The 19,168-nt window shown below is 44.5% G+C and carries 20 protein-coding genes; 12 read left to right on the forward strand and 8 right to left on the reverse strand.

All coding sequences use genetic code 11. The features are described from left to right. Positions 1–332 precede the first annotated feature (332 nt). From L4C44_RS10150 to L4C44_RS10160, 3 genes are read left to right on the forward strand one after another with little or no spacing between them, the layout of a single operon-like run. Complete coding sequence (locus tag L4C44_RS10150; protein WP_060982221.1) at positions 333–554, forward strand: FeoA family protein; 222 nt, start codon at positions 333–335, stop codon at positions 552–554. Next, on the forward strand, positions 555–2,828 hold the full coding sequence (feoB, locus tag L4C44_RS10155) for a Fe(2+) transporter permease subunit FeoB (RefSeq protein ID WP_186728097.1): 2,274 nt from the start codon (positions 555–557) through the stop codon (positions 2,826–2,828). After that, positions 2,825–3,055, forward strand: coding sequence for a FeoC-like transcriptional regulator (locus L4C44_RS10160; RefSeq protein WP_327783599.1), 231 nt, complete (start codon positions 2,825–2,827; stop codon positions 3,053–3,055). Before feoB ends, L4C44_RS10160 begins: the two co-directional genes overlap by 4 nt. Before the next feature lie 64 nt (positions 3,056–3,119). Here the strand turns inward: L4C44_RS10160 and L4C44_RS10165 are convergent, their stop codons facing one another. The 3 genes from L4C44_RS10165 to argS all read right to left on the reverse strand — a co-directional run bounded on the left by L4C44_RS10165 (position 3,120) and on the right by argS (position 6,271). Continuing rightward, complete coding sequence (locus L4C44_RS10165) at positions 3,120–3,647, reverse strand: YqhA family protein (RefSeq protein WP_146492302.1); 528 nt, start codon at positions 3,645–3,647, stop codon at positions 3,120–3,122. Positions 3,648–3,784: 137 nt separating this feature from the next. Next, positions 3,785–4,213: an HIT family protein gene (locus L4C44_RS10170; RefSeq protein WP_327783600.1), complete on the reverse strand. Its 429-nt coding sequence runs from the start codon at positions 4,211–4,213 to the stop codon at positions 3,785–3,787. Positions 4,214–4,537: 324 nt separating this feature from the next. Further along, the gene (argS, locus tag L4C44_RS10175) at positions 4,538–6,271 is read right to left on the reverse strand and encodes an arginine--tRNA ligase (protein ID WP_327783601.1); all 1,734 of its coding nucleotides are present in this window, start codon (positions 6,269–6,271) and stop codon (positions 4,538–4,540) included. A 350-nt stretch (positions 6,272–6,621) separates the two neighbouring features. Between argS and L4C44_RS10180 the strand changes: the two genes are divergently transcribed. Continuing rightward, positions 6,622–7,218, forward strand: coding sequence for a VOC family protein (locus L4C44_RS10180; RefSeq protein WP_146492299.1), 597 nt, complete (start codon positions 6,622–6,624; stop codon positions 7,216–7,218). Positions 7,219–7,396: 178 nt separating this feature from the next. Here the strand turns inward: L4C44_RS10180 and purU are convergent, their stop codons facing one another. Beyond that, the gene (gene purU / locus L4C44_RS10185; protein WP_428804973.1) at positions 7,397–8,230 is read right to left on the reverse strand and encodes a formyltetrahydrofolate deformylase; all 834 of its coding nucleotides are present in this window, start codon (positions 8,228–8,230) and stop codon (positions 7,397–7,399) included. A gap of 301 nt (positions 8,231–8,531) precedes the next feature. Here purU and L4C44_RS10190 point away from each other — a divergent pair, with 301 nt between their 5' ends. The 8 genes from L4C44_RS10190 (at position 8,532) to rnd (ending at position 16,563) form a co-directional block, all read left to right on the forward strand. After that, a complete protein-coding gene (locus tag L4C44_RS10190) occupies positions 8,532–8,732 on the forward strand; it encodes a hypothetical protein (protein ID WP_146492298.1) in 201 nt (66 codons plus the stop codon). Between the two features lie 160 nt (positions 8,733–8,892). Next, complete coding sequence (gene yoaA / locus L4C44_RS10195) at positions 8,893–10,821, forward strand: DNA repair helicase YoaA (RefSeq protein ID WP_285953152.1); 1,929 nt, start codon at positions 8,893–8,895, stop codon at positions 10,819–10,821. Between the two features lie 59 nt (positions 10,822–10,880). Then, positions 10,881–11,582, forward strand: a complete 702-nt coding sequence (tsaB, locus tag L4C44_RS10200) for a tRNA (adenosine(37)-N6)-threonylcarbamoyltransferase complex dimerization subunit type 1 TsaB (RefSeq protein WP_146492296.1) — start codon at positions 10,881–10,883, stop codon at positions 11,580–11,582. Between the two features lie 91 nt (positions 11,583–11,673). Continuing rightward, the gene (locus L4C44_RS10205; RefSeq protein ID WP_017074520.1) at positions 11,674–11,979 is read left to right on the forward strand and encodes a hypothetical protein; all 306 of its coding nucleotides are present in this window, start codon (positions 11,674–11,676) and stop codon (positions 11,977–11,979) included. Between the two features lie 39 nt (positions 11,980–12,018). Beyond that, on the forward strand, positions 12,019–12,579 hold the full coding sequence (locus L4C44_RS10210; RefSeq protein ID WP_146492295.1) for a Slp family lipoprotein: 561 nt from the start codon (positions 12,019–12,021) through the stop codon (positions 12,577–12,579). A 47-nt stretch (positions 12,580–12,626) separates the two neighbouring features. Next, positions 12,627–13,478 carry an alpha/beta fold hydrolase gene (locus L4C44_RS10215; RefSeq protein ID WP_146492294.1) on the forward strand — a complete coding sequence of 284 codons (852 nt, stop codon included), beginning with the start codon at positions 12,627–12,629 and terminating at the stop codon, positions 13,476–13,478. Between the two features lie 106 nt (positions 13,479–13,584). Continuing rightward, positions 13,585–15,279, forward strand: a complete 1,695-nt coding sequence (fadD, locus tag L4C44_RS10220; protein ID WP_261884715.1) for a long-chain-fatty-acid--CoA ligase FadD — start codon at positions 13,585–13,587, stop codon at positions 15,277–15,279. A gap of 159 nt (positions 15,280–15,438) precedes the next feature. Continuing rightward, positions 15,439–16,563 carry a ribonuclease D gene (gene rnd / locus L4C44_RS10225; RefSeq protein ID WP_428804974.1) on the forward strand — a complete coding sequence of 375 codons (1,125 nt, stop codon included), beginning with the start codon at positions 15,439–15,441 and terminating at the stop codon, positions 16,561–16,563. 70 nt (positions 16,564–16,633) lie between these two features. On the opposite strand, the gene L4C44_RS10230 is transcribed toward rnd, so the two are convergent. The 4 genes from L4C44_RS10230 to minC all read right to left on the reverse strand — a co-directional run bounded on the left by L4C44_RS10230 (position 16,634) and on the right by minC (position 19,024). Continuing rightward, positions 16,634–17,053, reverse strand: a complete 420-nt coding sequence (locus L4C44_RS10230) for a YMGG-like glycine zipper-containing protein (protein WP_060982232.1) — start codon at positions 17,051–17,053, stop codon at positions 16,634–16,636. Between the two features lie 204 nt (positions 17,054–17,257). Further along, positions 17,258–17,521, reverse strand: coding sequence for a cell division topological specificity factor MinE (gene minE, locus L4C44_RS10235; protein WP_060982233.1), 264 nt, complete (start codon positions 17,519–17,521; stop codon positions 17,258–17,260). 6 nt (positions 17,522–17,527) lie between these two features. Then, the gene (minD, locus tag L4C44_RS10240) at positions 17,528–18,340 is read right to left on the reverse strand and encodes a septum site-determining protein MinD (protein WP_008221225.1); all 813 of its coding nucleotides are present in this window, start codon (positions 18,338–18,340) and stop codon (positions 17,528–17,530) included. Between the two features lie 21 nt (positions 18,341–18,361). Next, a complete protein-coding gene (gene minC, locus L4C44_RS10245; RefSeq protein WP_146492292.1) occupies positions 18,362–19,024 on the reverse strand; it encodes a septum site-determining protein MinC in 663 nt (220 codons plus the stop codon). Between the last annotated feature and the right edge of the window lie 144 nt (positions 19,025–19,168).

Raw genomic sequence — 19,168 nt, forward strand, 5'->3', positions numbered from 1 at the left:
AAATTAAAGAGAAGGAATTTCTCTTCGATGGAGTAACTATACGTCTAGGTACTTATTTTACTTATAAAATTAACGACAGATGCCTATGAGAAAACCGACATTATCTTAAGTGATTGATAAATAATAATTTGTTGTTGGCTGGGTGGTTTTGTACTAGTGAGGTAGTTCTCGTAGGTTGTTGAAAGTAACGTTTTTGACGTAAACGTTTTTAACGAAATTTACGAGTGTGTATTTTCGAAAACATTGATTTCACACAATAGAATTGTGGGCATGTATGTGTATCATAGCGTTAATAACAATCTTTCTCATTATCAATCACGAATTGGGTACTTATGAAACTCTCACAACTAGAGCAAGGAAAGCAGGCTTCTATTGTTGCACTAACAGGTTTAACACCTGACGTAAGAAAAAAACTTATGGTCATGGGTATGTTGCCAAAAACTGAGGTGACGCTTATCCGCCGTGCGCCGATGGGTGATCCGCTTCAAGTTGAAGTGAGAGGTGTTTCTATCGCCATTCGTGAAAGCATTGCAGAACAAATCGAGGTTATCTAAATGGATTATCAAGTTCTTACCGTTGGTAACCCGAATAGTGGCAAAACAACACTGTTCAATGCACTGACTGGTGCCAAGCAGCATGTTGGTAACTGGGTTGGTGTAACCGTAGAAAAGAAAACGGGTTTGTACTCACACGCAGGTGACCAATTTCAGCTAACTGACTTGCCTGGTATCTACGCACTAGATAGTGGTAATGATGCAAATAGTATTGATGAGTCTATCGCGTCGCGAGCTGTTCTGACTCACCCTGCTGACGTGATCATTAATGTTGTTGATGCAAGTTGCTTAGAGCGAAGCTTATACATGACATTGCAATTGCGAGAGTTGGGTCGTCCAATGATCGTTGTATTGAACAAAATGGATGTATTAAAGCGTGAGCGTCAGGTGATTAACCTGAAAGCGCTAGAGAAAGAGCTAGGTTGCCCGGTTCTTAGCTTGTCTGCGAACGATAAAGGTCAAGTGGCTCGTTTCAAAGAGCGCCTGCATAAGCTTCTTGTTCAAGGTGTTAGCCTTGATCCTATCTCTATTAACTATGACGAAGCATTAGAAGCACTTATTCCTTCTGTTGAATCACACTTTGATGATGCTGATGTTTCTCACCGCGCGCTTGCGATTCGTGCTCTAGAAAATGATTACTTGGTGTTAAACGGTTTAGCTCCGCAAACACGTACTCAAATTGACAATGTGCGTCTTGGTGCAGAGTTTGATATCGACCTTGCGGTAGCAGACGCCAAATACACCTTCTTACACGATCTGTGTAAACGTGTTCGCCGTAGTGAAGGCAAACTCAGCCGTAATTTCACAGAGAAAGCTGACCAATTCATTCTGAACAAATGGGTCGGTATCCCTTTCTTCTTTGTCATCATGTACCTAATGTTCATGTTCTCTATCAATATCGGTAGTGCGTTTATCGACTTCTTTGATATTGGCGTTGGTGCAATATTGGTTGATGGTGGACACCATTTATTAGACGGACACCTACCAGTTTGGCTGGTTACTATTCTTGCAGATGGTATCGGTGGCGGTATTCAAACTGTTGCCACCTTTATTCCAGTTATCGCGGCGCTTTACTTGTTCTTAGCGGTGCTAGAAAGCTCGGGCTACATGGCGCGTGCTGCGTTTGTACTTGATAAAGTGATGCAAAAGATTGGTCTGCCGGGTAAGGCGTTTGTACCGTTAGTTCTGGGCTTTGGCTGTAACGTACCGTCAATTATGGCAACTCGTACACTTGACCAAGAGCGTGAGCGTAAGCTAGCTGCATCTATGGCGCCATTTATGTCATGTGGTGCTCGTCTACCTGTATACGCACTGTTTGCTGCGGCGTTCTTCCCTGGTGCTGGTCAAAACGTGGTATTTGCTTTGTACATCATGGGTATCCTTGCTTCTGTATTTACCGGTTTGTTCCTTAAAAACACTATCTACCCAGGTAGCAGCGACAGCTTAGTAATGGAAATGCCAGACTACGAGCTGCCAACTGTACAAAACGTGATGCTGAAAACGTGGCAAAAACTGAAGCGTTTCGTGCTTGGTGCAGGTAAAACGATTGTGGTTGTGGTAGCAATCTTAAGCTTCTTGAATTCTCTGGGTATGGACGGCAGTTTCGGTAACGAAGACAGTGAAAAATCAGTACTTTCTAAGGCAGCGCAAGTTGTGACTCCTGTATTCCAACCAATTGGTATTACAGAAGAAAACTGGCCAGCAACGGTAGGTATCATTACTGGTATCTTCGCGAAAGAAGCGGTAGTCGGTACGCTGAACAGCCTATACACAACGCCTTCTGATGAAGAAGCTGCTGAGTTTGATTTAGCGGCGAGCTTAGAAGAAGCGGTGATGACGATCCCTGAGAATCTAGCCGGTCTAAGCTACTCGGATCCTCTAGGTATTGAGGTTGGTGACTTAAGCGATTCAGGTGCTGTTGCCGAAGAGCAAGAGGTTGACTCATCTATCTTTGGTAACCTAAAAGACAAATTCGTTTCCGGTCATGCTGCATTTGCTTACTTAATCCTTATCTTGCTTTACACGCCTTGCGTGGCTGCGATGGGTGCTTACGTTCGTGAATTTGGTCAAATGTTTGCGCGATTCATTGCGGTTTGGACGATGGCGCTTGGCTACTTTGGCGCGACCTTCTACTATCAAGCGGCAAACTTTACAGCCCATCCTGTGACTAGTGCTGTATGGATGGTAGCGATTGCAGGTGGCTTTGTGATCACCTATCGCGTGTTCAAGAAAGTCGGCAGTAAGCAAAAAGCATTAGAGGTGCAAGTCGCATGATTTTAACTGAACTCCATCAGTACATTGACAATCAAGGTGTAGCGGCTCGTAAAGAGATCGCCACGAAGTTTGGTATGAGTGAAGATGGTGTGGATGTGATGCTGAGTGTGTGGGTCAAGAAAGGGAAAATATCCCGTTTGGTCGACACCAATAAACATGGTCATACGACGCGTGTTCGCTACACCATTAGTAAACAAGATGGTTTATCGCTGAATGTGATGATGTAGTTCAGATAGCTTGAATAAAAAACCGCAGCTCTTTAGCTGCGGTTTTTTGTTTGTGCTTATCTACTTAGGACTCTTTGGTTCCGCCTAGGCCGAGAACTTTAAGACCGATACTAAGTAACAGTATTGATACAGGCAGGACAAGTATGTCCCATCCGATACTGTCGAAGTTGACGAGTACGAGCTCCAAAAACTTCACGAATAGAATGATGATAATCACTTCAGCCAAAATGTTTTTCAGATGGCCAATGTTGGGTGTTTTTATCCAGTTAAGCACTTTGTTCTTTTTGATCTGTTCATCATTTTTTGCCGCGTCACTTTTGTCTGAGATGAATAAAGTGAACACACCGTGAGAAAAGATGAAGAGTACAAAAGCAATCAGAAACGTATCTAGGGACTTAATTAAGTATGAGATCGCGATGTCTGTGGTGTCCAGATGTGCCAGTGATTCTGGCGGTACCTGGTTGAGCATAAAGATCGCAAAAGCAGAGTAGGTTTTGGTTGCTCCCATAAAAAACAAAAGCAGTGAAGCAAGCATAGAACAGATGATGGCGATCCAGCTGATATGACGAAATAAGTTGAAGGTTTGTTTCATGATGCTCTCTCTATGTTGTGTGCAAGAGAGTATACTCGGGAGTCTTTGTTGTGATAATGGTGTGTTTTTGTGAATTATTATTACATATTGGTAATAATGGTAATGCCTAGAGGTTAGGTATTACCTTACTCACAACATTAAGCTTTTTTAAAGATAGAGCTTAGTGACAGCACATTCTGAATACGAGTCAGGATAGCTGTTTGATCTTCTTCACTGCGTTGTTCACCTTTAGTGTTTCCCCACACCGGGCCAGGCCACGCAATATCATCTTTGAAGCGTGCTATGTGGTGGATATGCAGTTGTGGAACCATGTTACCTAGTGCGCCTAGGTTGAGCTTATCTGGCTGGAACGTCGCTTCTAATGCTTGGCTTACTGCTTGAGATTCGTGTAAGAACTGCTGTTGTTCTTTCATTGGTAAGTGGTGCAACTCTTTCAGGTTGGCACGTTTTGGTACCAAGATAACCCAAGGTACAGCGTTGTCTTTGTGTAGTAGTGCAAGGCTAAGCGGGAATTCGCCAATAACGGTAGTGTCTTTTGCCAATTGAGGATGAAGTTCGAAGCTCATGATCTTTCCAATTAATTGTTTTAGTTGAGTATAAGGTTGGAATGGGAATGTGGCTAGCGCTTACGATCTCAATAAGCAGATTCCCTATCACGTTCGTCCCTCACTGTAGGGAATGACGGGTGGGGAAATAGGTTTCGTCATCTCCTATAGCGACGAAGGAGCGGAGTAGGAGATCTCTGCGACGGAAGTCTGCGGGCAGCTCGATAGCTAAGTAAATATAACCTCCAAATAAAACAAAAGGTTGACGCTTTCACGTCAACCTTTCTAATTATCTCGAATCTCGAATCTCGAATCTCGAATCTCGAATCTCGAATCTCGAATCGCTTACATGCGTTCTAGAGTCTCGATGCCTAGAAGCGACAGACCTTGTTTGATTGTCTTCGCTGTTAGTGCAGCAAGCTTCAGGCGGCTCTGCTTAACAGCTTCGTCTTCAGCAACTAGGATTGGGCATGCTTCGTAGAAGCTAGAGAATTGACCCGCAAGTTCGAACAGGTAGCTACACATGATGTGTGGTTGACCTTCACGAGCAACAGACTGTACCGCTTCTTCAAACTGTAGAAGTTTCGCGATAAGCGCTTTCTCTTTCTCTTCCGTGATTTTGATTTCACCTGCAAGAGAGTCCATAGAAATACCAGCTTTAGCAAATACAGAAGCAACACGAGTGTATGCGTACTGCATGTACGGTGCCGTGTTACCTTCGAATGCAAGCATGTTGTCCCAATCGAACACGTAGTCAGTCGTACGGTGCTTAGAAAGGTCTGCGTACTTAACCGCTGCCATAGCAACTGTATTAGCGATCGCTTTCTTCTCGTCTTCTGCTAGTTCTGGGTTCTTAGATTCGATTAGCTGCGCTGCACGAACTTCTGCTTCATCAAGAAGATCAGCAAGACGAACAGTACCGCCTGCACGAGTCTTGAATGGTTTACCATCTTTACCAAGCATCATGCCGAACGCGTGGTGCTCAAGAGAAACAGATTCTGGGATGTAACCTGCTTTACGAACGATAGTCCAAGCTTGCATTAGGTGTTGGTGCTGACGTGAGTCGATGAAGTAAAGTACGCGGTCTGCGCCTAGTTCTTCAAAACGGTATTTTGCACAAGCGATATCAGTGGTTGTGTAAAGGAAGCCGCCGTCACGTTTCTGAATGATAACGCCCATTGGGTCGCCATCTTTGTTTTTGTATTCGTCTAGGAATACAACCTGTGCGCCGTCATCTTCTTTAGCAAGACCTTGCTCTTTTAGGTCAGCAACGATAGTTGGAAGCATGTGGTTGTACATGCTTTCGCCCATTACGTCATCACGTGTTAGAGATACGTTTAGACGATCGTAGTTGCGTTGGTTCTGAATCATTGTTACGTCAACAAGCTTCTTCCACATCTCTGCGCAGAACTCGTCGCCGCTTTGTAGTTTAACAACGTAGCCACGTGCTTTAAGTGCAAACTCTTCGTCTTCGTCGTAAAGCTTTTTAGATTCACGGTAGAAGCCCTCAAGATCAGCAAGTTCCATTGAAACTTCGCCAGACTCAGCTTGAACGCGCTCAAGGTTTGCGATAAGCATACCGAATTGAGTACCCCAGTCACCAATGTGGTTAGCACGGATAACTTTGTGACCTAAGAACTCAAGTGTACGAACAACCGCATCACCGATGATCGTTGAACGTAGGTGACCAACGTGCATTTCTTTTGCAACGTTTGGTGCAGAGTAGTCAGCAACAATTGTTTGTGCTTCAGCTGCTGCAACACCAAGACGAGAGTCAGCCAGTGCTGCGTCTGCTTGTTGTGCTAGGAATGCTTCATCTAGGAAGATGTTTAGGAAACCTGGACCTGCGATTTCAACTTTAGAAGCGATACCGTCTAGGTTTAGAACGTCCAATACTTTTTGAGCAAATTCTCGTGGGTTAGTGCCTAGTCGTTTAGCAACACCCATAACGCCGTTTGCTTGGTAGTCACCAAATTGTGGTTTTGCAGATTGGCGAACAGCCGCAGGAGAGCCTGCAGGTGCGCCAGCGGCTTCTAGAGCCTGAGATACTTTGTCATTAATCAGTGCTTGGATATTCACACGCGTTTCCTTCAATTCAAGGATGAATAAGAGTGGCCGTTATTTCGAGGTCATTAAATTTGGTTAATTATGCTTCGAGTTAACGATTTAATGCCGAAATGAACAACAGACTCTGTTTAAGTTCACAAAAATGGCGTTAATCATACCAATTTTGTGGGGTTTCTTATAGGTCGAATTGATAGAAAATTAACATTTCCTGAGGGGTTTTTGACAATCGACTTTGACCAAGCCAAGTTTGTCTATTTAGGAAAGTAAGACACCGTACTTTTTGAACGTTTTTTTATAAAAGTAACACTTGTTGCTGAAAGTAAAACTGATACCATGCAGCCATTATTTGGAGAACAAAGACAATGACGATGAGCCTGAAGCAAGCTGAACTAGAACCACAACAAATGATTGCGCGCCTTGATACGTTTATGGCGAAAATTGAGAACCTAGGAAATACATTGGGTTTGGATTTAAGCTTTGCTCAAGCGGATCATATTGCATTAAGAATCAATGACACTGATCTTGCGAAATCAGCACATCAAGCATGGTCTGAATACGGCTCTACGATTTCAGAAGCGATGGTTAACGGTCGTCCAATTGTGGTGTTGGCTTTCGATGAGCCATTGCAAAGCCTTGGTTGGAAGATTGAGTGCTTAGAGTTGCCATATCCAGCAGAAGGTAAAATTTATCCAAGCCAAGATTGGGAACATGTCGAGTTTGTGATTCCTTCTCACGCGCAAACAGCCGATCAGTATCTAGCGGATCTTAAAGAGACTTACCCGCAGTTCGCTGCTAAGTTTGAAACTTTGGCAGAGCAAGGTATTAAGATAAAACTCTCTAGCCCGAAAGGCGAGGGTGAACGTTTGAATAACCCAACGGTGGCTTTTAAACATCAAGGTATTTGTATTAAGCTACATCCACACTCTTTGAAGAAGGTTGTTGAATCTGAACAAGCTTAATTTGACTTGGGTAAGTTCTTAGATGAGATTCCTGAGCTCGCTTAGGCTCGTCGGAATGACGGGAATCTCTTAAAGCTGGTCTGGTCATCAGATACAAAAAACGCGCGATTGGTAAACCCTATTGCGCGTTTTTTATTGGGTTCTAACTGGAGGTCTTACCGGAAATCGAATATCCGACTTACAGAATCACAGTCTTGTTACCATAAACAAATACGTGATCGTTAATCACTTTGTTTAGTGCTTTGCTGAGTACATTCTTCTCAACGTCACGACCCGCTTGCGCCATGTCTTTCGCGCTGAAGTTGTGATCCACTGGGATAACATCTTGTTTGATGATTGGACCTTCATCCAAATCATTAGTCACAAAGTGCGCTGTAGCACCAATGATCTTTACGCCGCGCTCATACGCTTGTTGATATGGTTTCGCGCCAATGAAAGCTGGCAAAAAGCTGTGGTGGATATTGATGATCTTGTGGTTGTACTTTTCAACAAACCCTGGAGTCAGCACTCGCATGTACTTAGCCAAAACAAGGTAATCCGCCTCGTATTGGTCAATTACTTCTAGCATCTTCTGCTCATGTTCTTCACGGTTTAACCCTTCGTGAGAAACATGGTGATAAGGGATGTCAAAACGCTCGGTTAGGCTTTGCAGAATGTCGTAGTTACCGACAACCGCTGCGATTTCAACGTCTAAACTGCCATCGAAGTTCTTCATTAGAATGTCGCCAAGGCAGTGTGCTTCTTTGGTGACGAGTATCACAACACGCTTGCGAGATGAATCAACAAGCTTACGTTTCGTGTTTTGTGGCAGGGCTTGGTCTAAATCGGCAAGCAAGGTTTCATCATTGAAATACCCTTCAAGCTCGGTGCGCATAAAGAAGTGGCCACTTGTGTTATCTACGAACTCATTGTTGTGAATAATATTGAGTTGGTGCTTATAACAAATGTTGGTGATCTTAGAGATGAGGCCCGGGGCATCAGTACAATGTGTTAATAAAGTTTTTCTTTCCATTTGCATCTTACTTCCATGAATGTTGCACTTATTTATATGAAATCGGGATTCTTCAAATTTAATGCAGGCCGTCGAACGGTGAACTGAGCCGCAATATCACCGTTATAATTAATCTATTATCAAGTTGGTTTCAACAAATTCTGCTGCTGATTTATCGCTTTGATAAATTGTTTGATATAGAAATATCAGTTTTTAGATAGAAAAACAGGCAGAAGCTTCATTTTTTAAAGTTTTGACCGTAGTACGCATTTGAACTTCAACCGAGGCATTTACGCCTTGGCCAAAAATAGAGGTGATACTTATGGATAAAGAGTTATTAGCCAAAAAACTGTACTGCAAGCGAGTGAATTCATTGGCGGGTGGCACTGAGTTAGATGGTAATGTTCTAGATGAAATGTGGGAAAGCAAGACCTCGCCAACCGATGCTGTGAAGGCCATGCAACCTTGTGATAACCATTTTGAAGGTGCCTCTTGGTTGTCACGTTATCTAAGTCGAAAATAAAAACGATTCTCTGAATCTTACTTCTTCAGTTCTTACCTTTAAGGTAACTCAAGTCACGTCAAACCAAACCAAACACCTCCGGTGCGAAGTCATTCTTGATTCGCGCCGGCTCACTAAACCTGCCATAATTCGTCTTCTATTTTTCTAAACTTCGTACTCTATGATATCTAAAACGTTTTCTGCTGATGGTGCTCTGGGTAAAGCTATCCCAGGGTTTCAACCACGACAAGCTCAGCTAGACATGGCTGAAGCGGTTTCACAAGCTATTGAGCAACAGAGTCAATTAGTTGTTGAAGCGGGAACGGGTACCGGTAAGACCTTTGCTTACTTAGTGCCAGCGCTGCTTAGTGGCAAGAAAACCATCATTAGTACGGGGTCTAAAAACCTTCAAGAACAGCTGTTTCATCGAGATTTACCCTTGATGGTCGATGCGCTTGGCTTTTATGGTCAGGTTGCGTTACTCAAAGGGCGTTCAAACTATTTGTGTTTGGACAGACTGAGCCGTCAAATGATCGAGAGTCATGGCGCTCATACCGATCCAACACTGCTGGCTCAGTTAGTGAAAGTTCGTAGTTGGTCATCATCAACACAAACAGGTGATTTGGGCGATTGTGATGATATCGCTGAAGACAGCCCGGTTATCCCAACTATTACCTCGACCAATGACAACTGCTTGGGCAAAGAGTGCCCAAGCTACACCGATTGTTTCGTACTTAAAGCACGTAAAAAAGCGATGGACTCTGATGTTGTTGTAGTGAACCATCACTTGTTCTTAGCGGATCTAGCGATTAAAGAAACCGGATTTGGTGAACTGATTCCTGAAGCAGATGTGTTTATCTTCGATGAAGCGCATCAGCTTCCCGATATTGCTAGCCAATACTTTGGTCAATCTGTTTCGAGCCGACAGATAAATGAGCTCGCTAAAGACATCGAAATCGCCTACCGAACTGAAGCAAAAGATATGCGTCAGTTACAAAAGGTAGGGGACAGGCTCGTTCAATCTTCAGCCGATTTACGTATTGTATTGGGTGATACAGGCTTTCGTGGTAACTGGCGTGAGGCCTTAAAATCTGAATCGATTGCAAGAGAGTTAGTTCGTTTGCAAGATGCATTGCAATTGGCCGTTGATGTATTGAAATTAGCGCTCGGACGAAGTCAGTTGTTAGATACCGCTTTCGAACGTGCAAACATGATTAAGTCGCGCATTGAACGTGTGTGCGATGTGTCGATTACGGGATACTCTTACTGGTATGACACAACACCAAGGCAATTCGCTTTGCACATCACACCACTGTCGGTTGCGGATAAATTTCACGAGCAGATTGAGCTGAAGCCGGGCGCTTGGGTATTTACCTCAGCAACCTTAGCGGTGTCGGACGATTTCGATCACTTTACCTCTCGACTCGGGTTAAAACCGTCGGCACAGTTTTCATTGCCAAGCCCGTTTGATTACCCAAATCAGGCGCGCTTGTGTGTACCTCGTTATCTTCCTGAACCGAATAGCCCAGGCCTCGCGGATAAGCTAGTAAGAATGCTGACTCCCGTGATTGAGCAAAACCAAGGCCGCTGTTTCTTTTTGTGTACTTCACACAGCATGATGAAAGAGTTGGGGGAGCGATTCCGTGAAACACTCTCGGTTCCAGTGCTGCTGCAAGGTGAGACAAGTAAGCAAAAAACTTTAGCCGAATTCATGGAATTAGGTAACGCATTGCTGGTGGCTACTGGCGCTTTCTGGGAGGGGATAGATGTTAGGGGCGACGCATTAAGCTGTGTTATCATCGATAAATTGCCCTTTACCGCTCCTGATGACCCTTTACTTAAGGCTCGAATCGAGGACTGTAAGTTAAAAGGGGGTGATCCTTTTGCACAGGTACAGTTGCCAGACGCCGTGATTACCTTGAAACAAGGCGTCGGCCGATTGATACGTGACAAGCGCGATAATGGCGCTTTGATTATTTGCGATAACCGATTGGTGACTCGTGATTACGGTGGCATATTTTTGGCGAGTTTACCGCCTATCCCACGTACCCGTGACTTAGGGGTCATTAAAGAATTCTTAGCTAAAGACCATTCAATCTCTGCTGAGTAATTGGCATTGTTGAGCTTAGCCATTATTTTTAGATTAGATAACAGATATTTGAGACACAAATGAGCGCAAAAATTCTTGCAGTAGATACCGCAACTGAAAACTGTTCAGTTGCACTAGTAATTGGTGACCAGGTGTTCGCACGTAGCGAAGAGGCTCCTCGAGACCATACGAAAAAAATTCTACCTATGGTTGATGAAGTACTGAAAGAAGCGAATGTCGCTTTAACCGATATTGATGCTATCGCGTTTGGCCAAGGCCCAGGCAGTTTCACGGGTGTACGTATTGGTATTGGTATTGCTCAAGGCTTGGCTTTTGGTGCAGATTTACCGATGATCGGTGTCTCTACACTGGCTGCGATGGCGCAAGGCAGCTACCGTAAATTTGGTGAAACTCATGTTGCGACAGCGATTGATGCGCGTATGAGTGAAGTGTACTGGGCTCGCTACAGCCGCGAACAAGATGGCCGCTGGACTGCTGTTGATGCAGAGTGTGTTACACCACCAAGTGAATTGGCTACGCAGCTTGAAGCGGACTCTGAAACATGGGCAAAAGTAGGTACAGGTTGGGAAGCGTACGCAGAACACATGGATACGCTAGCGATCAACACCAAAGCATGTGAAGTGCTATTCCCAGAAGCTCAAGATATGGCTTTCCTTGCTCAATACGCTTATGCAGAAGGCAAGGCGGTTGCAGCAGAAGAGTCTGAGCCTGTTTATCTTCGTGATAAAGTGACTTGGAAAAAATTGCCTGGTCGCGAGTAAATACGTATTATTTTGGCTCTGCATTTACTTTGCAGAGTCGCTATTAAAGCCAGACACAAAGTCATTAGATTAGGTACAAAATTTCTTAAGCATGGTTTCAATAAACGGCTTACCTCCTTCTTCGATAGGTAATACATCCAAAACCAATCGAACCAATAAAAAGAATGAGGTAAAAAAAGGCGATGCAAAAACCTCAGTTGGCCAGCCAACTAAGGTCGCAAATGCTGTCTCGCATTCCATTCGTCAAGTCAAAGAGTCTGAAATTCATAAAGCTCAGGTTCAATATGATCTTCCAGAAGGGCGTGGACGACGTGCGATGGAAGAGTATATGGATGTAATGAATCAAGCTAAAAAAGAGGAACTTGCGAAGCTTATTGGGGTCGATATTTACATCTAGCTTTGTGCTTTCATTTATCCTGTTCTAAGGACCAGCATTATGTTTTCTCTCATGTCTAAATCTCGCTTATTTTTCCTTGTTGCCTTCTCATCGTTAGTGATGGGGTGCTCATCTTTACCTGAAGAACTCAATGCAAATTCCGAACAAGTAGTGACAGACTACCAAGAGTGGGTTAATACAGTGCCTGATGCGGGTGATGTTCGTTTAGGTGGCGTGATTGCGAAAGTAACTAACTTGGAGAACAAGACTCGCGTTGAAGTGGTTAATTTACCTATTTCTAGCAGTGGTAAGCCGGATATTGATGCAGAACCAAAGGGGCGCTTTGTCGGTTACATCGATGGCTATGTTGAACCATTGAGCTTTGCTGAAGGTCGCTTAGTCACCTTAGTTGGAGCATCAAATGGTACTGAAGATGGCACCATTGGTGATTACCCTTATACCTTTCCAGTCATGAATGTCTACAACCAGCGCTTATGGCAGATCACCGAGCGAGTGGTTATTAACGACTTTGCGCCAACCTATTATTCTTGCCGCAGTTTGCACTGTCGCAGCTTTCAAACCATGCCTAAGTCAGGGCGTGTGATTCAAGATGTGGAATAGTCGAACCTAAACCCAACACACTTAACGACAAGGGCGCTATACAATCAATGATTGAAAAGTCATATTCCCTTGCGAGCGGGACGCTTGCGACACAACAGATGGGCAATCTAGAAACGACCGCTACGACGGTCGTTTTTATTCATGGGTGGTTAGATAATTCAGCCAGTTTTAATCAGGTTATGCAGCAAGTAGCCAAGTGTTCTTCTAGCGCTCACCTTGTTGCTATCGATCTCTTCGGACATGGTTTCTCGTCGCACAAATCGGGAAGTTATTACCCATTTCATGATTATATTGATGACTTGCATCAGTTGGTGACCAAATTATCGCCAAACAGACTGGTACTGGTAGGACATTCACTTGGTGCATTGATAGCAAGTTGCTATAGTGCCGCCTTTCCTGAAAAGGTGTCAGGATTAATTCAAATTGAAGGTCACGGACCTCTTTCTGAAGCTCCCCAAGAAACGGTTTCTCGCTTGAGAGATGGGGTACTCAGTCGTCTTCGACAGCGAAGAAAGCCTTCACGTCCTCTAGCAAGCCTTGAGGATGCTATTAAGCTGAGAGCTCACGCCAACCAAATTAATGCTGAATTAATCGCTCCTATTGTAGAGCGAGGTATTGTCGAGCTCGATAACTCTTGGCAATGGCGATGCGACCCTAACTTAAAATGTGACTCGTTATATCGAATGTCACAGGCGCACGCTGAAGCGATTATGGCGGCTATTGAATGCCCTCAATTAATAATTTTAGGGAATGATGGATTTCGACATTTGCAGCATAATCGCTACAAATCAGTGCATAGTCCTCTGAATATAGAGACTGTTCCTGGCGGACATCATTGTCATTTAGAGAGCCCAGAGCTAGTTTCAGAGCTAATTCTTGGTGTAGTTAACAAAATTTAAACAAGTGTTTGAGCCTTTTAGTGCTCATGCACTAAAGCTGTGCTGTAATACCGCAATGATAAAAAGCGGCGAAGCAGTCGTCAGCTGATAAACGAGGAGTAACATCGTGGATAAACCTTGGCTTTCACGTTATCCAAGTGACGTACCAGAAACGATCAACCCAGATCAGTACCCATCTCTTGTAGAAATGTTTGAACAGTCGGTACAGAAGTACGCGGATCAACCTGCATTTGAGAACATGGGCTCGATTATGACATTCCGTAAGCTTGAAGAGCGCAGCCGTGCTTTTGCCGCTTACCTGCAGAATGATTTGAAACTGAAGAAGGGCGATCGCGTCGCGCTAATGATGCCAAACCTACTGCAATACCCAATTGCACTATTTGGTGTACTGCGTGCTGGTATGATTGCAGTGAACGTCAACCCACTGTACACACCTCGTGAGCTTGAACATCAACTGAACGATTCTGGTGCAAAGGCGATTGTTATCGTTTCAAACTTTGCGAGTACACTAGAGAAAGTCGTTGATAACACGCCAGTTAAACACGTTGTACTCACCAGTCTAGGGCAAATGCTGCCACGTGCGAAAGGTACAATTGTCGACTTCGTAGTGAAATACGTAAAAGGCATGGTACCTAAGTACGATCTACCGGGTGCTATCTCATTTCGAAAAGCACTGCATAAAGGTCGCCGTCTTCAGTATGTTAAGCCGTTTATGGCGGGTGATGACATTGCTTTCCTACAGTACACGGGTGGTACTACGGGTGTAGCTAAAGGCGCAATCCTAACGCACCGCAATATGATCGCGAACGTACTTCAAGCGAAAGGGGCATACGGTCCTGTTCTGCAAGAAGGCCGTGAGCTGGTGGTAACGGCACTGCCGCTTTACCACGTGTTCGCACTGACAGTGAACTGCCTACTGTTCGTTGAAATGGGTGGTCGCAACCTTCTTATCACTAACCCTCGTGATATTCCTGGCTTCATTAAAGAGCTGCAAAAGGTGCCGTTTACCGCGATTACTGGCGTAAACACTCTATTCAATGCACTTGTGAATAACGAAGATTTCCACGAGTTGGATTTCAGTAACCTACGCCTATCGGTTGGCGGTGGCATGGCGGTTCAACGCTCTGTTGCTGAGCAATGGAAGAAAGCGACAGGCATTCACTTGTTGGAAGGCTATGGCTTAACCGAGTGTTCACCACTGGTAACGGGTAACCCATACGACCTTAAAGATTACACAGGCGCTATTGGCCTGCCTGTACCATCAACAGAAGTTCGTATTGTTGATGATGAAGGCCAAGTGGTTGCTAATGACCAAGTAGGCGAGCTGCAAGTTCGTGGCCCTCAAGTGATGCAAGGCTACTGGCAACGTCCAGAAGCGACCAAAGAAGTGATCGACCAAGACGGTTGGCTATCTACGGGTGACATCGTTAAGTTTGATGATGAAGGCCTGCTGCACATTGTTGACCGTAAGAAAGACATGATTCTTGTGTCTGGCTTTAACGTTTACCCGAATGAGATTGAAGATGTAGTGGCACTACACGGCAAAGTGCTTGAAGTCGCGGCTATCGGTCAACCTCATGAAGTGTCAGGTGAATTGGTTAAGATCTACGTTGTGAAGCGCGACCCTAGCCTAACCAAAGAAGACATCATCGCGCACTGTCGTGAACACCTAACGGGTTACAAGATCCCTAAACTGGTTGAATTCAGAGAAGATCTTCCAAAGACCAACGTAGGTAAGATCTTACGTCGTGTGCTTCGTGAAGAGAACGATGCAGAATTGGCTAAACGCGCGAGCGAATAATCAGCTAGTTTATGGGTAACCACTACTCGAGAAACCATAGTACGAAAAACCATTGAGGCGCTTAATCTAAGCGAGCGCTGAAAAATGGTGTTAGAATGCCGACAGTTAATGTCGGCATTTTTGTATCCGGCGATCAAATAGAAACCAGTGAGAGTTTTTGTGGATTATCAAATCATTACCCAATTGAAAGACCTTGAGCGAGTTTGCCAACAAGCACGTGAAGCCGATGTCGTTATGCTTGATACGGAGTTCGTTCGTACTAGAACCTATTACCCTCAATTAGGCTTGATTCAGTTATTTGATGGTGAAACGCTGTCACTGATTGACCCTATTGCTCTTGATGACATGACACCGTTCGTTACCTTGTTGAAAGACGCATCAGTATTGAAAGTGCTGCACGCGTGCGGTGAAGATTTGGAAGTGTTCCAGAACGCATTTGGCTGCACACCAACACCAATGGTGGATACGCAAATCATGGCGGCTTTCTTAGGTCATGGTTTATCAACGGGCTTTGCTGCTCTGGTTTCAGAGTTTGTTGGTGTTGATCTCGATAAGAGTGAATCTCGCACCGATTGGCTAGCACGTCCGCTTTCTCAAAAGCAATTGGACTACGCAGCGGCAGACGTTCATTACCTAATGCCAATGTACAACAAGCTTCTTGAAAAAGTGATGGAAGCAGGCTGGTGGGAAGCGGCTCAACAAGAGTCTGACCTACAAGTTGCTAAACGTATTCGTAAAGCAAACCCAGACAATGCTTACCTTGATATCAAAGGTGCATGGCAACTGAAACCTAAACAGTTAGCTATCTTAAGACCGCTAGCAACTTGGCGTTTAAAAGAAGCAATTAAGCGTGATTTAGCGCTGAATTTTGTCTTCAAAGAACAAGACTTATGGGCTGTGGCTCGATTCGCGATGAAAGATCCTAAGCACATGGAACAGGAAGGTTTTGACTACCGTTCTGTACGTCGCCATGGTGCGAAGATCAGCTCAATCGTAAAGTTAGCTGAGCACACGCCAGAAGAAGAGTACCCAGCACCAGTAGAACGTCTAATGGACTTCCCTGGTTACAAGCAACTGTTCAAAGTGTTGAAAGATGAAGTGAAAACTGCGTCACAACACAGTGGCTTAGCGACAGAATTTTTGGCATCTAAGAAGCAACTTAACCAAGTGTTAAGCTGGGTGTGGAAGCACGATCGTAACCCTGAGAAGCTGCCTGATGTTATGCAAGGTTGGCGTTTAGATGTGGTTGGCGAAAAGCTGAGTAAAGCGATAAAAGATAAGTAGAATTACTCTACTCCATGACTACATATCAAATAGGGTAAGCTCATTCTGGCTTACCCTATTTTTTCATTGATTAGCTGTCTTGGTCTGTGGTCTGCTTGTCTTGCTCTTGGGTGTCTGCCAATTGCTTTTCTAATTCGCGAATTCGGATTTCAGCTTCTAACTCCGCCACTCTTTTTTCTGCGTCGCTGCGATTGTCTTGAGACATTCCATCAGCCAGTACTTGATTATTCTCACTTTGGCGGGAGTCATCCAAGTCTTTCATTGAACCAGCTACACCACCGGTTACTCCGCCTATAGCTGCGCCTTGTGCAGCAAGCTTTGCATCGCCAGTTAGCGCGCCAAGTGTTGCTCCTACCAATGCGCCACCAACAGCACCTCTGTTTCGAGCTGCATTCTCATTTTCAGCGTCCAGTGCAGGTGAACTACATCCTGTGATAAAAAGCGCCACTGAGATGAGCATGGCTTTGAGTTTATTGTTAAGGAGTGACATAAATTAATTCCTATCTGGACTGTGAGTACAGGAAGAGAATACAAATGAAACATTGATGAGAGAAATGATTGTTGTTTATATGCCCGATAACCGAGAGTTATCAATTCAGCGAAGAGGGAGCTGTAAGCGGTAGGAAGTAAAGCTCACGGCTATTCGATAGTTGAGTAGCCGTGAATCAATAACTAGTAGTTGGTGAGGTCGGTGTTACTTGTCTTCTTCTGGAAGCTTAACATTCAGCTCTAATACTGAGATGTCATCATCTTTGTGTTCGAAGGTCAGATCAACCATTGATGGATCGACCTCGACGTACTTTGCAATACACTTCAAGATGTCTTCTTTCAGTTGTGGCAAGTATGACGGCGCTGGGTCGTCATGGCTGCGTCGCTCTGCAACAATGATCTGCAAACGCTCTTTGGCTAGGTTTGCAGTGGTCTTTTTCTGTGGTCTAAAAAACTCTAATAATGACATCGCGTATTAGCCCCCGAACAGTCGTTTGAAGATGCCTTTCTTCTGTTCCGTTAAGAAGCGGAAGTCAACTTGGCTACCCAGTAGTCGCTCTACAGTATCATTGTAAGCCATACCTGCGTCGGTTGCTTCATCAAAGATAACTGGCACACCCTTGTTTGATGCGTTGAGTACCGCTTGGCTCTCTGGAATCACACCCAGTAGAGAGATATGCAGGATTTCTTCAACGTCTTCAACACTTAGCATTTCACCTTGGTTTACGCGAGCCGGGTTGTAGCGAGTCAGTAGAAGGTGTGTTTTCACTGGCTCTAAGCCGTCTTCTGAACGACGAGATTTAGAGTCAAGAATACCTAGAATGCGGTCTGAATCGCGTACTGAAGATACTTCTGGGTTTGTGGTTACAATCGCTTCATCAGCGAAGTACAGCGCCATCAGAGCACCTTGCTCAATACCTGCAGGAGAATCACAGATGATGAAATCAAAGCCCATTTCATCCAATTCATCAAATACACGACGAACACCATCTTTTGTTAGTGCGTCTTTATCACGAGTTTGAGAAGCAGGAAGGATAAATAGGTTCTCTGTGCGCTTGTCTTTGATCATCGCTTGGTTCAGCGTCGCTTCGCCATTGATAACGTTAACGAAGTCGTACACAACGCGACGCTCACACCCCATGATTAAATCTAGGTTACGCAGACCGATATCAAAGTCGATAACTGCGGTTTTCTTCCCTTTTAAAGCTAGACCCGAGGCAATAGCTGCACTGGAGGTCGTTTTGCCTACCCCGCCTTTACCTGACGTTACAACGATAATGCGTGCCATTCTGTTTTCCTTTTATTTCTCTTATATTGCGAGGACATCAACGTGTAATACATCGTTTGCCATACTGAACATGGTTTTCTTCTGCCAGTACTCGCTTTCAATTTGATCGCTGAGCCAGTAATTTCCAGCAATGGAAACCAGCTCGGCTTGTAAATCATTACAAATTATTTTTGCTTCAGTTTGACCACTTGCACCTGCAATAGCACGGCCACGTAAAGTGCCACGAATATGGATGCTGCCATCGGCAATCACTTCTGCACCGGCACTTACATGACTAAGAATCAGCAAATCACCATCTTTGGCATAAACTTGCTGACCAGAACGAATCGGGGTTCGAACCACTTTAATCGGTGCTATCTTTGCCGGAGCTTGCGATGGCGACTTACTTGCTGTCATCACCGCAAAACCAGCTTCTTTGGCGAGATTTTGCATACGCTTATCAGAACAGCCAGCCACACCAACCGGGATCATGCCCGCTTGAGATATACCATTTTTCAGTTGCGCAAAATCGATATCGCCCGCGACTTTACTGATGTTGATAACAACAGGCGCGGCAGCGAAAAACGTAGGTGCTTGGTCTACTTTCTCTTGAAGAAAAGACACTGCATTTTCGACTTGATCATCGGATAAGTGCAAAACAGATAGCGTAAAGCTGCTACCTTTTAGATCTGGGTTACTAGACATCGAAAAACTACAGGACCTCAATAGCGGATTGGTACAATTTCTTTATCAATAAAATAAAGGGCATTGCCTGAAACTAGGTTTATCATGTTATATTCCCAAACCAAGCACAGCAAGTAATCTTGTTGTCAAATGGACGTTTTGTTC

Origin of the sequence: Vibrio satsumensis (genome assembly GCF_050337435.1) — a bacterium.
Taxonomy (GTDB): Bacteria; Pseudomonadota; Gammaproteobacteria; order Enterobacterales; family Vibrionaceae; genus Vibrio; species Vibrio satsumensis.

What these genes read in the sequence shown, in the direction of transcription:
- L4C44_RS10150 (WP_060982221.1), top strand. Translation starts at nt 333, where the DNA reads ATGAAACTCTCACAACTAGAGCAAGGAAAGCAGGCTTCTATTGTTGCA.
- feoB (WP_186728097.1), top strand. Translation starts at nt 555, where the DNA reads ATGGATTATCAAGTTCTTACCGTTGGTAACCCGAATAGTGGCAAAACA.
- L4C44_RS10160 (WP_327783599.1), top strand. Translation starts at nt 2,825, where the DNA reads ATGATTTTAACTGAACTCCATCAGTACATTGACAATCAAGGTGTAGCG.
- L4C44_RS10165 (WP_146492302.1), bottom strand. Translation starts at nt 3,647, where the DNA reads ATGAAACAAACCTTCAACTTATTTCGTCATATCAGCTGGATCGCCATC.
- L4C44_RS10170 (WP_327783600.1), bottom strand. Translation starts at nt 4,213, where the DNA reads ATGAGCTTCGAACTTCATCCTCAATTGGCAAAAGACACTACCGTTATT.
- L4C44_RS10180 (WP_146492299.1), top strand. Translation starts at nt 6,622, where the DNA reads ATGACGATGAGCCTGAAGCAAGCTGAACTAGAACCACAACAAATGATT.
- purU (WP_428804973.1), bottom strand. Translation starts at nt 8,230, where the DNA reads ATGGAAAGAAAAACTTTATTAACACATTGTACTGATGCCCCGGGCCTC.
- L4C44_RS10190 (WP_146492298.1), top strand. Translation starts at nt 8,532, where the DNA reads ATGGATAAAGAGTTATTAGCCAAAAAACTGTACTGCAAGCGAGTGAAT.
- yoaA (WP_285953152.1), top strand. Translation starts at nt 8,893, where the DNA reads ATGATATCTAAAACGTTTTCTGCTGATGGTGCTCTGGGTAAAGCTATC.
- tsaB (WP_146492296.1), top strand. Translation starts at nt 10,881, where the DNA reads ATGAGCGCAAAAATTCTTGCAGTAGATACCGCAACTGAAAACTGTTCA.
- L4C44_RS10205 (WP_017074520.1), top strand. Translation starts at nt 11,674, where the DNA reads ATGGTTTCAATAAACGGCTTACCTCCTTCTTCGATAGGTAATACATCC.
- L4C44_RS10210 (WP_146492295.1), top strand. Translation starts at nt 12,019, where the DNA reads ATGTTTTCTCTCATGTCTAAATCTCGCTTATTTTTCCTTGTTGCCTTC.
- L4C44_RS10215 (WP_146492294.1), top strand. Translation starts at nt 12,627, where the DNA reads ATGATTGAAAAGTCATATTCCCTTGCGAGCGGGACGCTTGCGACACAA.
- L4C44_RS10230 (WP_060982232.1), bottom strand. Translation starts at nt 17,053, where the DNA reads ATGTCACTCCTTAACAATAAACTCAAAGCCATGCTCATCTCAGTGGCG.
- minE (WP_060982233.1), bottom strand. Translation starts at nt 17,521, where the DNA reads ATGTCATTATTAGAGTTTTTTAGACCACAGAAAAAGACCACTGCAAAC.
- minD (WP_008221225.1), bottom strand. Translation starts at nt 18,340, where the DNA reads ATGGCACGCATTATCGTTGTAACGTCAGGTAAAGGCGGGGTAGGCAAA.
- minC (WP_146492292.1), bottom strand. Translation starts at nt 19,024, where the DNA reads ATGTCTAGTAACCCAGATCTAAAAGGTAGCAGCTTTACGCTATCTGTT.